11 protein-coding genes, 1 tRNA gene and 2 rRNA genes are annotated in these 14,611 nt (G+C 58.2%); 5 read left to right on the forward strand and 9 right to left on the reverse strand.

Annotated elements, in window-relative coordinates; all coding sequences use genetic code 11:
* Window positions 1-42: 42 nt before the first annotated feature.
* Window positions 43-669: a lysoplasmalogenase gene (locus OKC28_RS04665; RefSeq protein WP_005316484.1), complete on the reverse strand. Its 627-nt coding sequence runs from the start codon at window positions 667-669 to the stop codon at window positions 43-45.
* A 174-nt stretch (window positions 670-843) separates the two neighbouring features.
* Here OKC28_RS04665 and OKC28_RS04670 point away from each other — a divergent pair, with 174 nt between their 5' ends.
* A complete protein-coding gene (locus OKC28_RS04670; protein WP_005316486.1) occupies window positions 844-996 on the forward strand; it encodes a hypothetical protein in 153 nt (50 codons plus the stop codon).
* 93 nt (window positions 997-1,089) lie between these two features.
* Here the strand turns inward: OKC28_RS04670 and OKC28_RS04675 are convergent, their stop codons facing one another.
* The 5 genes from OKC28_RS04675 to OKC28_RS04695 all read right to left on the reverse strand — a co-directional run bounded on the left by OKC28_RS04675 (window position 1,090) and on the right by OKC28_RS04695 (window position 8,314).
* The gene (locus tag OKC28_RS04675; RefSeq protein ID WP_270687776.1) at window positions 1,090-3,642 is read right to left on the reverse strand and encodes a TRAP transporter permease; all 2,553 of its coding nucleotides are present in this window, start codon (window positions 3,640-3,642) and stop codon (window positions 1,090-1,092) included.
* 103 nt (window positions 3,643-3,745) lie between these two features.
* Window positions 3,746-4,717 (reverse strand): TAXI family TRAP transporter solute-binding subunit, encoded by a 972-nt coding sequence (locus OKC28_RS04680; RefSeq protein ID WP_265451608.1) that lies wholly within the window; start codon window positions 4,715-4,717, stop codon window positions 3,746-3,748.
* Between the two features lie 416 nt (window positions 4,718-5,133).
* Window positions 5,134-7,275 carry a S9 family peptidase gene (locus OKC28_RS04685; RefSeq protein WP_234595533.1) on the reverse strand — a complete coding sequence of 714 codons (2,142 nt, stop codon included), beginning with the start codon at window positions 7,273-7,275 and terminating at the stop codon, window positions 5,134-5,136.
* A 234-nt stretch (window positions 7,276-7,509) separates the two neighbouring features.
* Window positions 7,510-7,941: a DUF411 domain-containing protein gene (locus tag OKC28_RS04690; RefSeq protein WP_270687782.1), complete on the reverse strand. Its 432-nt coding sequence runs from the start codon at window positions 7,939-7,941 to the stop codon at window positions 7,510-7,512.
* 49 nt (window positions 7,942-7,990) lie between these two features.
* A complete protein-coding gene (locus tag OKC28_RS04695; protein ID WP_021140156.1) occupies window positions 7,991-8,314 on the reverse strand; it encodes a hypothetical protein in 324 nt (107 codons plus the stop codon).
* A gap of 261 nt (window positions 8,315-8,575) precedes the next feature.
* On the opposite strand from OKC28_RS04695, the gene kefF reads away from it, so the two are divergent.
* The 4 genes from kefF to OKC28_RS04715 all read left to right on the forward strand — a co-directional run bounded on the left by kefF (window position 8,576) and on the right by OKC28_RS04715 (window position 12,762).
* Window positions 8,576-9,175 carry a glutathione-regulated potassium-efflux system oxidoreductase KefF gene (gene kefF, locus OKC28_RS04700; protein ID WP_096117690.1) on the forward strand — a complete coding sequence of 200 codons (600 nt, stop codon included), beginning with the start codon at window positions 8,576-8,578 and terminating at the stop codon, window positions 9,173-9,175.
* A gap of 64 nt (window positions 9,176-9,239) precedes the next feature.
* Entirely contained in the window at window positions 9,240-11,096 is a 1,857-nt protein-coding gene (locus OKC28_RS04705; protein WP_270687785.1) for a monovalent cation:proton antiporter-2 (CPA2) family protein, read from the forward strand.
* Window positions 11,093-11,479: a SirB2 family protein gene (locus OKC28_RS04710; RefSeq protein WP_270687788.1), complete on the forward strand. Its 387-nt coding sequence runs from the start codon at window positions 11,093-11,095 to the stop codon at window positions 11,477-11,479. The genes OKC28_RS04705 and OKC28_RS04710 overlap by 4 nt, the downstream gene beginning before the upstream one ends.
* 296 nt (window positions 11,480-11,775) lie before the next feature.
* On the forward strand, window positions 11,776-12,762 hold the full coding sequence (locus OKC28_RS04715; protein ID WP_005316508.1) for a helix-turn-helix transcriptional regulator: 987 nt from the start codon (window positions 11,776-11,778) through the stop codon (window positions 12,760-12,762).
* Window positions 12,763-14,056: 1,294 nt separating this feature from the next.
* Here the strand turns inward: OKC28_RS04715 and OKC28_RS04720 are convergent.
* From OKC28_RS04720 to OKC28_RS04730, 3 genes are all read right to left on the reverse strand, one after another.
* Window positions 14,057-14,133, reverse strand: a tRNA-Asp gene (locus tag OKC28_RS04720).
* 97 nt (window positions 14,134-14,230) lie between these two features.
* A 5S ribosomal RNA gene (gene rrf / locus OKC28_RS04725) occupies window positions 14,231-14,345 on the reverse strand.
* Between the two features lie 124 nt (window positions 14,346-14,469).
* Window positions 14,470-14,611: ribosomal RNA gene (locus OKC28_RS04730) — 23S ribosomal RNA — on the reverse strand; the annotation flags it as partial.

A 14,611-nucleotide genomic window follows, 5' to 3' on the forward strand; every position in this document is an offset into this window, starting at 1 on the left:
CTGAGGGATCAGGTGCAAGTGACGAAAGAGACCGGCTCTTCTTCACCCCGCCAGGGAGGCTGCGATCAGAAACTGGGCCGCGAAGTAGCTGCTCATGATCCAGGCCGTGGCGTGAGGAAAGGGACGCCGGAACCTGTCCAGCGCCAGCATGCTGTCGGAAAAGAGGAACATCAGTGCCCCCACCAGGGCGGCGGCACTGCCCGCGGTCAAGGAGGCGTGCCAGGCACCGGCGGCCACCCAGGCCATGCCGATGATCACCAGCATGTAACAGAAGACGGGGATCTTCATCTCCCCCAACCGGCCCCACAGCAGGCCGAACACCATGCCTGCCACCAGCAGCAGCAAGAGGCCATCCACCAGGTTCAACACCAGGGGTCCCTGGGCAAAGCCGACTATGTAGCAGAGGTGTGCGACAAAAAATGCCGCCAGTCCCTGAATGAAGCGATCCCTTGGCAACATCAGCAGTACGTCACCGGCCAGCGACAGGCAGAGCCCGAGCAGGATCCAGGCGTGTGAGCCGTCATGGTCATCGCTCTGATAGCCAAACGCCAGCGCTATGATGAACAACATGGTCAGCGGCTTGCTGATATAGAACTGACGGGAGTCTGAGCCGTAGGCCGCACGAATGTGCCACCAGCCCGATGCGATGATCAAGAAACTCAATAACATGCCCTGCTCCTCACGTGTTGCTCGCAGTCATACGGCAACATCTTCTGACTGGCAGCAGAGTAGCAAATTCCCTCGGCCAGTGGCAGGGGAGCTCAGCAAATGAGCAGTCTACGCCTAAAGTCTAATTGCCCGCCGGCCCAGGTCAGGGCATAAGGAAGGGTCTGGAGGATCACCATGGAAGACGAAATGAAAAACTATCTGCCCGCTATCGATATCATGATGTGCCATCTGGGGATCAGCTTCGAGCAGGCCTGCGAACAGCTTGGTCTCAGTCCGCAAGAACAGCAGGCGCTGGATCAGCTGCAGCAGCAGGCTCAGTCAAACTAGCCCTGTCGCATGAGCCACAGGCTTCGAGCAAGCGGCAAGACCCGGCTTGGGATATAAAAACGGCGCCTTGATGGCGCCGTTTTTATTGGCATTTTATTGGCGAACCACACGTCGCCGTTGCAGCCAGACGATCAGCCCAAACAGCAGGAAGCCCGGGAACCAAATCAGCTCCTTTGGCCAGCGCTCGGTGGGAGCCTTGACGGAGAGGATCTCCTGATCAAACTCCAGCCCCATGGTGGCGGCCGGGCTGCCAAAGGCCACACTGTCGATCAGGGTCTTGCCATCCTGCTCATAGATCGTCAGTCCCAGGTTCGCCAACCGCTCGTCGCCATTTGCACCATCCGGCACTGCGACCAGCAGGGTGGATTGACGGGGCTTGCCTACCATATCCTCACCCTTGAGCCGCAACCTTAATGTGCTCTGCGCTTCTACCTCCCCCATGGTCTGGGCAAGCTGGGCTGGCGGTGTACTGCGATAAGGATCGTGCACCATGTCCATCCAGAACCCCGGACGGAACAGGGTGAAAGCCACCAGCAGCAGCAAGACGCTCTCGTACCAGCGGTTCTTCACCAGGAACCAGCCCTGGGTCGCGGCGGCAAAGATCAACATGGCGATGGTCGCGACTATGAAGATCAGCACACCGTGGGCAAAGTCCACGTCGATCAGCAGCAGATCCGTGTTGAAGATGAACAGGAAGGGCAGTGCCGCGGTGCGCAGACTGTAGTAGAAAGCCGTGATACCGGTTTTGATGGGATCGCCCTTGGAGACGGCAGCCGCCGCAAACGAGGCCAGACCCACAGGTGGCGTTACATCCGCCATGATGCCGAAGTAGAACACGAACAGATGCACGGCTATGAGCGGCACTATCAGACCGTTCTGCTGGCCAAGCGTCACCACCACCGGCGCCAGCAAGCTGGATACCACTATGTAGTTGGCGGTGGTGGGCAACCCCATGCCGAGGATCAGGCTCAGCAGGGCGGTGAGCAGCAGCATCAGCAGCAGATTGCCCATGGAGAGGAATTCCACCAGATCCGCCAGCACCAGGCCAACCCCGGTCTGGGAGACGGCACCGACTATGATCCCCGCCGTGGCGGTGGCAATGCCGATGCCGATCATGTTGCGGGCACCGGCGACCAGCCCTTCCCGCAGATCCACCATGCCATCGAGCAGCGAGCCGTAGTCATGCTTGCCATCGGTACGCAGCCAGTTGAGCAGCGGCCGCTGGGTCAGCAAAATGATGACCAGCATGACGGTGCCCCAGAAGGCCGACAGGCCCGGCGAGAGGCGCTCCACCATCAGACACCACACCAGTACCACCACGGGCAGCAGGAAGTGCAGGCCGGAAAGCAGCACGACGCGGGTGTTGGGCAACGTGATCAGCGGCTTGTCGGGATCCTCCGCCGCCAGCGGTTCATTGCTGGCCGCAATCTTGAGCAGGCCCACATAGGTGGCAGCCAGCAGCAGCGAAATGCCCGGCAGCGCATAGTCACCCAGCACGGGTTTGAGCCAACCCAGGCCGTAGTAGACCGCCAGCGACAGGCCGCTGATGAGGGCGGCGCCGAAGGCGAAGCCGGTCAGCCGACGCAGCCAGGGTTTAGGCTGATGGTTGCCGATGGGCTCCATGCCCAGCTTGAGCGCCTCCAGATGGACGATATAGAGCAGCGCTATATAGGAGATGGTCGCCGGCAGGAAGGCATGCTTGATGATCTCGACGTAGGGGATGCCCACATACTCCACCATCAGGAAGGCCGCAGCTCCCATCACGGGAGGCATGATCTGGCCGTTGACCGAGGAGGCTACCTCGACTGCGCCAGCCTTCTCTGAACTGAAGCCCACCTTCTTCATCATGGGGATGGTAAAGGTGCCCGTGGTGACCACGTTGGCGATGGACGAACCCGAGATGAGACCGGTCAGGGCGGAGGCCACCACAGCTGCCTTGGCCGGACCGCCGCGCAGATGACCGAGCAGGCTGAAGGCGAGCTGGATAAAGTAGTGACCGGCACCGGCCCGCTCCAGCAGGGCACCAAACAGCACAAACAGGAACACGAAGCTGGTCGACACACCGAGGGCTATGCCAAACACTCCTTCCGTGGTGATCCACTGGTGGTTGGCCAGGGCAGTGAAGCTCACGCCGCGGTGAGCCAGCAGACCCGGCATCCAGGGGCCAGCCAGGCTGTATACGAGGAACAGCAGGGCGATGACCGCCAGGGCAGGGCCCAGGGCCCGCCGTGCCGCTTCCAGCAGCAACGGAATGCCGATGCAGGCCGTGATCAGATCCGAGGTGGTGAGGCTGCCAGGACGCAGGGCCAGCGCTTCATACATCACGAACAGATAAGAAGCCGCTCCGGCAGCAATCAGCCCCAGCGCCATGTCGCTGAGCGGCACTCGATCCCGGGGTGAACTACGAAACGCCGGAAACACCAGATAGGCCAGCAACAGGGCAAAGGTGAGGTGAATGGCGCGGGTCTCGGTATCATTGAGCACGCCAAAACCCAGCATGAAGGGCAGTGGCGAGGCGATCCAGAGCTGGAACAGGGACCAGGCCAGCGCCAGGGCGGTAATGAGCCAGCCCATGAGGCCAAGCGGCAGACGAGCGCCCACATCCTGGGCGATCAGTTCCTCGGTAGAGAGTTGTTTATCTTGCATAGGGTTAACTTGTGCCAACGAGTACAACAAAAACGACACCCGCCGCCACAAACAGCGCAGCCAACGGGTGTCGAGGGAGTGACAAAGGCCCTTGGGCCCTCAATCAGAGCCAGCCGCGCTCTTTGTAGTAGCGAGCAGCCCCTTCATGCAGCGGTGCAGAGAGCCCTACCTTGATCATGTCGGCCTCTTTCAGGTCGGCAAAGGCAGGGTGCAGGCGCTTGAAGCGATCCAGGTTGTCAAAGACAGACTTCACCAGCTGATAGACCACTTCCGGATCGGCCTTGGCACTGGTGGAGAGCACAGCCTTGCCACCGATGGACGGGGTCGGCTGGTCGCTGCCCTTGTAGAGGCCACCCGGGATCTCGGCCTTGGTGTAGTAGCTCTTCTCTGCCAACAGCTTGTCGATAGCCTCGCCGGTCACCGGCACCAGCACGGCATCCGTGGTGGTGGAGGCTTCCTGGATGGCACCGTTCGGGTGACCAACGAAGTAGCTCATGGCATCGATGTTGTTGTCACCCAGTGCAGAAGCCTGCTCTGCCGGTTTCAGCTCGGAAACCAGAGCGAAGTCACCCTTCTTCCAGCCCTTGACCGTCATGATCTCTTCCATGGTGTCACGCTGACCCGAGCCCGGGTTGCCGATGTTGACGCGCTTGCCCTTCAGATCGTCAAAGCTGGCGATCTTGGCATCGCGACGAGCCAGAATGGTGAACACCTCGCTCTGCAGGGAGAAGACGGCACGGATATCATCCATGGCCCCTTCGGTCTGGAAAGGGGGCAGCCCTTTCATCGCCTTGAACTGGTGGTCAGACTGCATGATGCCGAAGTTGAATTCACCGCTGCGGATGCCGTTGACGTTGGCAACACCGCCACCACTGGCTGGCGCGTTGCACTTGATCTGGTGATCGGCAGCGCCGCGATTGAGGAAACGACAGATAGACTGGCCTGCCACATAGTAGACGCCAGTCTGGCCGCCAGTGCCTATGGTCACGAAGCGCTCCTGCGCCTGTACCTGGCCGCCAAACGAAACACCGACCAGAGCCGCCGACAGGGCGCACGCCAAGGATAATCCTTTCATGTTTTCCATCCTTTTCATTGATTTATCTCATCCGATTCCCGGATGAATGTACGACAACACCCTGTTCTGCGCTGGGCTTGCCTAACTTGCCTCATGCAAGAAAAGGGTTGGGCTGCGATGCCTTTTCCAAAAAATCACCCTCATCCTGCGGTGAGTCAACCGGCCTCGTGCCAGTTGAAGATAATTTGGCCCCTGAGGGGCCAAAGAAAAAGTTATAAGCACTCCGATTAAGCACATTAAGCCAACACAAATCAAACAAAATGGCAAAATCCCGGAATTAAATCTCGAAAATTATGACGCTGATCATTCATTTTCCTACCAAAGATTAATTCCATCTGCTACCTGATGGAAGCAATAAAAAGCGATGGCGGATTCTTTTGTGGCCCTTGCAGGGCAAGGGCCTGTGTCATCTTGTCTCAGCTGCCGGCTTGGGCCAGATCCAGAATAAACGCGAATTCCAGCGCTATGTCTTCGTACGCCTTGAAGCGACCGGATTTGCCACCGTGGCCAGCATCCATGTCGGTATTCAGCAACAACTTGTTATCATCCGTCTTCATCTCGCGCAGCTTGGCGACCCACTTGGCAGGTTCCCAATACTGTACCTGGGAGTCGTGCAGACCCGTGGTGACCAGCAGATTGGGATAGGCCTGTGCCTTGACCTGATCGTAAGGGCTATAAGCCTTCATGTAGTCGTAGTAACGCTTCTGGTTCGGGTTGCCCCACTCGTCGTACTCCCCCGTGGTGAGGGGGATCGACTCATCCAGCATGGTAGTGACCACATCCACGAACGGCACCTGCGCCACCACGCCGCGATAAAGCTGGGGAGCCTGGTTGATGACGGCCCCCATCAGCAGGCCACCGGCACTGCCGCCCATGGCATAGACCTGATCTTTGGCGCCATACCCTTGCGCCACCAGCGCCTCGGTGACGTCGATGAAGTCGTTGAAGGTATTCTGTTTTTTCAGCAGCTTGCCATCTTCATACCAGTGACGGCCCAGCTCCTCGCCACCCCGGATATGGGCGATGGCATAGACGAAGCCTCTGTCCAGCAAGCTCAGACGGGCGGTGCTGAAGTCGGGATCCATGCTGGCACCGTAAGAGCCGTAGCCGTACACCAGCAGCGGGTTGTGGCCGTTTTTCTTGAACTTGTCCTTGCGATAGACCAGTGACACCGGCACGGACACGCCGTCACGGGCCGTGATCCAGAGTCTCTCGCTGGCATACAGTTGTGCTTTGAAGCCCGCCACCGGCTGCTGCTTGAGCAGGGTGCGCTTGCCGCTCGCCAGATCCAGCTCGTAGGTGGAGGAGGGCGTAGTCATGGAGGAGTAGCCATAGCGCAGGGCGCTGGTATCCGGCTCCGGATTGTAGGCAAGCCAGGTGACATAGGCGGGATCGTCGAAGGCGATCTCCTTCTCCTCGCCGCTCTGCCAGTTGATCTGGCGCAGCCGGGTCAGGCCCTGGTTGCGCTCCTCCAGCACCAGCCACTCCTTGAACAGGGCATAGCTCTCCAGCAGTACGTCCGGGTTGGGGGCTATCACAGATTTCCAGCGATCGACCGGGCTCTCTTTGGTCTCGTACAAGCCAAAATTCTTGCCGTCCTTGTTGGAACGCACATAGAAGCGGCCACGGTAGTGATCCAGGCTGTATTCGTGATCCACCTGACGGGGCAGGAACAGACGCGGCGCCTGGGTCGGCACGTTGGCGTCGATGAGACGCGCCTCGCCCGTTGTGGTGCTGGAAAGGGCGATGACGATAAAGTCTTCCGAGGTGGTGGCATAGAGGCTGACGTAGAAGGTGTCGTCTTTTTCCTCATACACCAGGGTGTCTTTCGCCGGATCCGAGCCAAGCTCGTGGCGATAGACCTGATAAGGGAGCAGTGTCTTGGGATGCTTGCGCACGTAGAACACCGTCTTGCTGTCGTTGGCCCATACCAGGTTGCCGGAGGTATTTTCCAACTTGTCGCCGGCCCACTGGCCACTCTCCAGATCGAGGAACTGGATCTGGTACTGACGACGAGAGAGGAAATCTTCCGCCACCGCCAGCCAGCGGTTGTTGCGGCTCACCTCCAGGGCGCCCAGGGCGTAGAACTCGTGCCCTTCGGCGCGCTGGTTGCTGTCGAGCATCACATCGGCGTGCTTCTCCCCGACCCTGGTGCGGGAGTAGATGCCGTACTCCTTGCCCGGCTCATAACGGGTCTGGTAACGGTAGCCATTCTTCACATACGGCACCGACTCATCCTGCTGGGGAATGCGGGCCACCATCTCTTTGTAGAGTTGATCGCGCAGCGGCTGGGTCGGCTTGAGCATGGCATCGGTATAGGCGTTTTCAGCCTTGAGGTAGGCCAGCATCTCGGGGTTCTGGCGCTCGTCATCCCGCAGCCAGTAGTAGTTGTCGACCCGGGCATCCCCGTGTTTTTTGATGGTATGAGGATGTTTGGCGGCCACGGGAGGCTGGATCAGGGTGTCACTTGTGGGCATGGCGGACTCATCATTGGCATATGAACAGGGGACGGCGGCCAGACAAGCCAGCAGCAGAAGCCCTCGGGAAAAGGTGAACATCTCGCATCCTTTGCGCTTTAAAAGGGTTGGCAAACCTGAGCCTTGGCTCCTTGGTGTGGCCAACAATCTGCCCCTTGTCGCCCCCAGTTGCAAGTTATCAGCGCAAAACCCGCCAGAACACGTAAAAGGGCCACTGTCTCGCGACAGTGGCCCTCAAACCTGATCATGAGCGACACGGATTCGCTCAGGTGTGCCTCACATGATGGAGTTGTGTCTGCTCATGACCAGTTTGCGTCAGCCGGGATAGCTCGACCAGGTCTTGGTCGCGCCCTCATGACTGATGCTCAGCACCTGATAGGGCTGACCCGGTATATCCATGCCTGGCGCACTCTGGGGCATGCCCGGAATGGTCAGGCCGCGGATCGCCGGTTTTTCCTCGAGCAGCTTCTGCACGTCGGCAGCGGGTACATGTCCCTCCACCACATAGCCATTGACCACACCCGTGTGGCAGGACGCCAGCTGCGGAGTGATGCCGTACTGCTGCTTGATGGGTTCCAGCTGCTCGGTTTCGACGACCTTGACCTCAAAGCCGTTCTCTTCCATGTGCTTGATCCAGGTCTTGCAGCAGCCGCAATACTGGGACTTGTAGACAGTCATCCGCTCCGCAGCCAGGGCGGAGAAGCTGACACTGCCGGCCAGCAGGGCCAGTAACAGGGACTTGTACATGACTCACCTCGGATAAGAAGAAATACCCAAAAAAATGGGGAAACTCGACTCAACCGGGATGACGGGGAGGACGTTCCAGCCGCTCGGGCGGCGCATCCGGCGTATACAGGGAAGGGGAAATAAACTCAGGCCTGTCAGGCTCCAGCACGGCCACCGTCAGGCTGTCGCTGGTAAGCACCGTCATGGCGAGCGCTGCAGTAAAGCTGCCACACGGCATGGCCTTCTCCAGGGTACGCTCGCTCTGGCTGCAATGGGGGGTCAGCGTACAGAGATCGGTCGCCGCCCGGCTGCCAAACGACATCAGCACCATCAACAGACTCCACAAGGGGAGCCAGCGGCGGGCGCGAGCGAGTTGGCGACGGGTCAGAACCATGACATGACTCATTAAGCAGAAGAGCCCTATGGTAACCTCTGGCCCAGGGGGAGGGTCAAGCCCTCCCCTCTATGGTTCGCGGGATGTAAGTAGTCTGGCGGGGCGCGATTCACCCACGGATCCCCGCGTCCGGCGTAACGGGACCTGATCCCGGAACTGGCGGGCCATGGCACTTCTTGATAACGTCACCGCTCAATGCATCTTCTTTTCGCCAGTACTGGTTTTTGCCAGTACCAGGCTCAGTCTTCAGGTTATGACCCCATGAAACGCATTCTGGTTATCTTTTCACACCCGGCCCTGCAGAGCTCAAGAGCCAACAAGCAGCTGTTGCAGGCTATCGAAGAGCTGGAGGGCGTCACAGTTCACGACCTCTATCAGCACTACCCGGACATGTTCATCAATGTAAAACAGGAACAGGCCCTGCTGTCGGAACACGATATCATCGTCTTTCAACACCCCTTCTACTGGTACTCCTGCCCCGCCATCATGAAGGAGTGGATGGACCTGGTGCTGGAATACGGCTATGCCTACGGTCCCGAGGCCCATGCCCTCAATGGCAAGCAGTGGCTGAGTGCCATCACCACGGGTGGCGCCCCAGAGTCCTATTGCAGCGCAGGCTACAACAGTCGCCCACTGCTCGACTTTTTGCTGCCGTTCCAGCAAACGGCACAACTGTGCGGCATGACCTGGCTGCCCCCGTTCGTGCTCCACTCCTTTCACAAGATCAAGGATCCGGAGGCATTGCGCCGCTGTGGCCAGGATTATCGCCAGCTGTTGTGTGCCCTGCGCGACGAGCAACTGACCCCCGATCAGCTCGCGGGGCAGTCTTATCTGCGGGATCTGCTGGAGGTGCTCTCATGAAACACTGTCAGCTATTTGGCCGACCCTGTGAGCCTGACCAGACGTTCAAACGGAGGGCGGGCTGATGGGTCACGGATTACTGTTTGATGCGCTTATCTACCTCTCGGCGGCGGTGATCGCCGTGCCGCTGGCCAAACGCTGGGGGCTGGGTTCTGTGCTTGGCTACCTGCTGGCGGGCATCATCATAGGTCCCTTCCTGCTGGGACTGGTGGGGGAGCAGAAGGATGTGATGCACTTCGCCGAATTCGGGGTAGTGCTGATGCTGTTTCTGGTCGGGCTGGAGCTGCGCCCTGCCCTCTTGTGGCAGCTGAAGGGGCCCATACTCGGCACCGGCGGCCTGCAGGTGCTGCTCACCACAGGTGCCCTGACTGGCGTGGCATATCTCATCGGACTGCCCTGGCAGCAGGGACTGGCCATCGGCCTCATCCTGGCGCTCTCCTCCACTGCCATAGTGTTGCAGAGCCTGCAGGAGCGCAAACTGATGCAGAGCGAAAGCGGTCGATCCGCCTTTGCAGTGCTGTTGTTCCAGGACATTGCCGTCATTCCCATACTGGCGATCCTGCCGCTGCTCGCCATAGCGCCGGTGGCCAGCAATGGCAGTGCGGAGCTGGCCGGCTGGCAACACGGCCTGCTGGTGGTGGCGGCCATCTCCGGCATAGTGCTGGGTGGCCACTACCTGATGCGGCCGGTGTTTCGCGCCATCGCCCAGTCCCACATGCGGGAGATCTTCGTCGCCGCCGCCCTGCTGCTGGTGATCGCCATCGCAGTGCTGATGGAATCGGTGGGGCTCTCCCCTGCCCTTGGCTCCTTCCTCGCTGGCGTGGTGCTGGCCGACAGCGAATATCGCCACGAGCTGGAGGCGGACATAGAGCCGTTCAAGGGCTTGCTGCTCGGCCTCTTCTTCATGTCGGTGGGCGCCGGCATCAACTTCAGCCTGTTTGCCGAACCCCCCTTTCTCATCCCGGTGCTGGTGATCGGCCTGATGGCATTGAAATGGCTGGTGCTGATGGCGCTCGGCTTTGTCATTCGTATCTCGCCCAACCAGCGCTGGACCTTCGGGCTGGCGCTGGCACAGGGTGGCGAGTTTGCCTTCGTGCTCTTCTCGTTTGCCTCCCAGAACAAGGTGCTGCCTGGCGATACCATCTCACTGCTCACCCTGGTGGTGGCCCTCTCCATGGCGCTGACGCCGCTCTTGCTGATCCTCAACGATCGGGTGATCCAGCCCTGGTTCGATTACCGTACCCACAGCGATTCGCCGCAGCACGAGCAACCTGAATTGGTGGAGCACCCCGTCATCATCGCCGGCTTCGGCCGCTTCGGCCAGATAGTGGGGCGCCTGCTGCACGGCCACGGCATAGGCACAACCATACTGGAGCAGGACGCCAGTCAGATAGAGATGCTGCGCAGGTACGGCTATCAGGTGTTCTACGGCGACGCCAGCCGGCTCGATCTGCTGCATGCCGCCGGCGCCCACAAGGCAAAACTGCTGGTACTCTCCATCAATGACCCGGCCACCTCGCTTGAGGTGATTGAAATGGTGAAGAAACACTTCCCGCACCTTAAGATACTGGCGCGTGCCCAAGACAGACCCCATGCTCACGAGATCCTGCGCCACGGCGTGGACAGCGTGCATCGGGAAACCCTGGGTTCTGCTGTGGATCTGGGGGTGGAAGCGCTGACCCAGCTGGGATTTCGGGCCAACCAGGCCTGGCGGGCGGGACAGACCTTCAAACAACACGACAACTGGTTGCTGCGGGAGCAGGCCAATTACCTGGACGACGAACACACCTACATCAACAAGAGCCTGCAATACAGGGACATCCTTTCCGATCTGTTGCAAGACGATCAGGAAGGACAAGAGCGTATTCACGCTCACAACTGGAACAGCGGTCTGCCCGACAACGACAAGGAAGCAATATGATTGCCTATTACCCTCTGCTCAAACACCTGCACATGGCCCTCGCCATCGTCAGCCTGCTGCTGTTTGTCTATCGCTGGATGCTCTCTCTCAATGCCAGCCCGCGTCTGCAAAAGCGCTGGCTGAAGATAGCGCCCCACGTCAACGACACCTTCTTGCTGCTGTTCGGGGTGCTGCTGGCTGTCACGTTGCAGATGAGCCCGGGCCAGCAACCCTGGCTGATGGCCAAGCTGATCGCCCTGGTGGTCTACATAGGGCTCGGCGTCATGGCGTTAAAACGGCCTGCTCGCAGCCAGAAGCTTGTGGCGGGTGTCGCCGCACTGGCAGTGTTTGGTTACATGGTGGGAGCCGCCATGACCAAGTCGGCCTGGTCCTGGTTGGCTTGACGAGAATGTCCATCTGGTGGGGGGAAGCCATTCCCTCCACATCATCTTCTGCCCTTTAACGTGATTTCTATTTTTTCTTCTCCCTAAAAACCGCAAGACAGCACTTTAATTTGCGATTTTTTCATCAATTAAAAGCCTCAATTGCCACCCACCAAAACAGTAATCATATTTAATATCATGTAGTTAATGACGTTTGTATGAAAATGGCGACAGTTGTCGCAGCAAAACTTGCGACATAGACTGTCGCATGCCATGGCTAGGATACACTCAACGCTAAACCAGTGAAGGCATGCACCATGAGTAAGAAGCTGTTACGACAACTGACCTTGGCGCGTTGCATCCCGCACCGCCCTTACAAGCTGACCGCCAGCCAACTTCAGGTAAAACTGGAAGAGGAAGGTATCCATGTCAGTCTGCGTACCGTGCAACGGGACCTGGAAGAGATGTCCGGCATGGGGTTGTTCGACCTCACCTCGGATGAGCGCAGCAAACCCCACGGCTGGTGCTTTGAGCGCCATGGCCTCAACGACTTCGCCAATATCATGCCGTTGTCGCTGGCAGTGGCCCTGAAAACCTGGAGTGATCAGGCAAGCCAACTGCTACCGGCAAGTGTGCTGACCGAATTGAATCCGCTGATCGACAAGGCCAGCCAGGTGATCCGCGACAGCCAGAGCGAACTGGCCGAACGCTGGCTCGAGAGCGTACATCAGTCACCGCGTCCGTTTGCCGGCAACCCGGAGATCCGTCGCAGCACCCTGATCCGCGATGCCCTCTGGCGTGGTCGCAAGTTCAGCGCCGAGATACAGCGCGTCATCAAGGAGCGTACTGTATGGCTCTGCTATGACCGCATCAATCCGCTCGGCATCCTGAATCAGGCCGATGGTCCGACCCTGCTCTGTACTTTGTCCGAGCTGGATCCCAAGGTATACGGCATCCCGTTCGATCACATCAAGGGCGTGGAACTGACCAACTTCAGCGCAACCCAGCCGAAGGATTTCAATATCCAGAAGCTGATCCGTGACCAGGGCTACCAGGACGTCAGCGGTCCAATCCGCTTTGTCGGTCGCATTGATGCAAACTGCCCGACCCTGGTCGATGGCCAGATCCCGGGCCACAACCCACGCATGACTCGCTATGACAAGCGCAGTGTCGTGGTGGAGACCGAAGTCCAGGACACCCCTGAATTTCGCACCTGGCTCAATAACATGAGCGGCAACCTGGAAGTGCTGGCGCCAGAGTCATTGCGCAAGGCATACCCGACACCAGGCAGCCGGGTTAGCTAATCCCAAAAAGCCGAGCTCAGCCTCGGCTTTTTGTATTCTTTTCAAGCATATTTATTCAACTAATTTTTAACTCTTGCCAGTTGAATTGAGCAGTCTTGTACCATCGTTTTCCCCCTGTTTTTTCGTGTGAGAGATCCGCCATAGCGGCTGTAAGAGGCCACTGTGTTGCACCGTACGCGAAGCCATCTTTGAATCCATGTGCTTTCCAATGAAACAAACTAACATAATGATTAATATGGATTTATCTTGTTAATAGCTAAATTGGATCAGGCTGAGTCACAGAGATAACAGCATGGCCTCCCTTGTTCCTCTGTGCGCTTCCCTTAATATGGACCTCACAAGGACGAAGCTGGTTCGGCAGGATGCAGGAACAGCGCATAAACAGGGAATAATCCACAGGACGTGGTCAGGGATACCTCAGGATGAGGCAGGTAACCGGACGGTTATCAAACGGATTGAACAGGACACCACAGGATGTGGTTGCGGACACCTCGGGATGAGGCAGAGCAGTACGGATTACCGCTCTTCAGGAAGAACAGGACCTCGCCGGATGCGAGCAGGACAGCTTCAGGATGAAGCGAGATAGCCCGGATGGTTATCTGTCAGGACGACGCAAGGAACACCACAGGATGTGGTAAGGGACACCTCCAGGATGGAGAGAGTGCAGCAATCAGGACGATTGCCAGACCAGGATGGTCACAGGACACCTCAACGGATTGGGAAGGGGATATTCCGAAGGATCAGGATAAAGTCAGGGATCGCAGGGAGCATTGCAGTTCATGGACTGGACTAGATGACTTGAGGGGACGGCAACTGCCGTCCCCTTTTCTTTATGTGCACATTCTCAAGCCTCCTGTTGGCTCTTTCACGCAGACCAACGCCTCCGGCCTTACATCACACCTTGTATTTCCCATTGCTTGAGCGCTTTTGAACCGAGCCACCACCTTGCATAACAGGGCAAGATCTCCATCCAGCTGGTGATGCAATGGCAATCTGCCAAAGCTCAAAACTAGCTACCCGTAGCCAAGAACACAAAAGACCTTCCCAAGCAGGAAGGCCTTGTTGTACTGGGCAAAAATGCACAAAAAACCAGTCGTTAGATTGGGCTTCTCAATTTACTGGCGGAGCGGACGGGGAGATGGACGCAGTCCAGCTCAAGCACAAGGGACTGCAGGCAGGGACCGAGTTACCAGTGACAAGTCGCAGCCCTGTCTGCTGCCCCTTGTTTCCTTATCCCGTTCGCAAATGCCAGAAAGCAAAAAGGCCTTCCCGATTGGGAAGGCCTTCGAATTAGTGGCGGAGCGGACGGGACTCGAACCCGCGACCCCCGGCGTGACAGGCCGGTATTCTAACCGACTGAACTACCGCTCCGCATTCGGTTAGCTTGCGCTAAATCTTCTGCTGCTTTCTTGTGAGGTGTCATCCTCGCAGCCGGTCATGTGATTCTCACATCACCGTTTAATTGGGTGCCTGGCAGTGTCCTACTCTCGCATGGCGAATGCCACACTACCATCGGCGCTACCGCGTTTCACTTCTGAGTTCGGCATGGGATCAGGTGGTTCCACGGCGCTATGGCCGCCAGGCAAATTACTTCAATCTGAGAAAGCTGACGTGAGTAACGATTGGCTAGTTTGCCTAGTCGCTATCACTGAATTTGTAAGTAGTTCTTCATTCGCTACAAGCCTTAGAACACTTCTTGGGTGTTGTATGGTTAAGCCTCACGGGTAATTAGTACGGGTTAGCTCAATGCATCGCTGCACTTACACACCCCGCCTATCAACGTTGTGGTCTCCAACGGCCCTTTAGGACCCTCAAGGGGTCAGGGATGACTCATCTCAGGGCTCGCTTC

Origin of the sequence: Aeromonas sp. D3, assembly GCF_027705025.1 — a bacterium.
Classification (GTDB): domain Bacteria; phylum Pseudomonadota; class Gammaproteobacteria; order Enterobacterales; family Aeromonadaceae; genus Aeromonas; species Aeromonas salmonicida.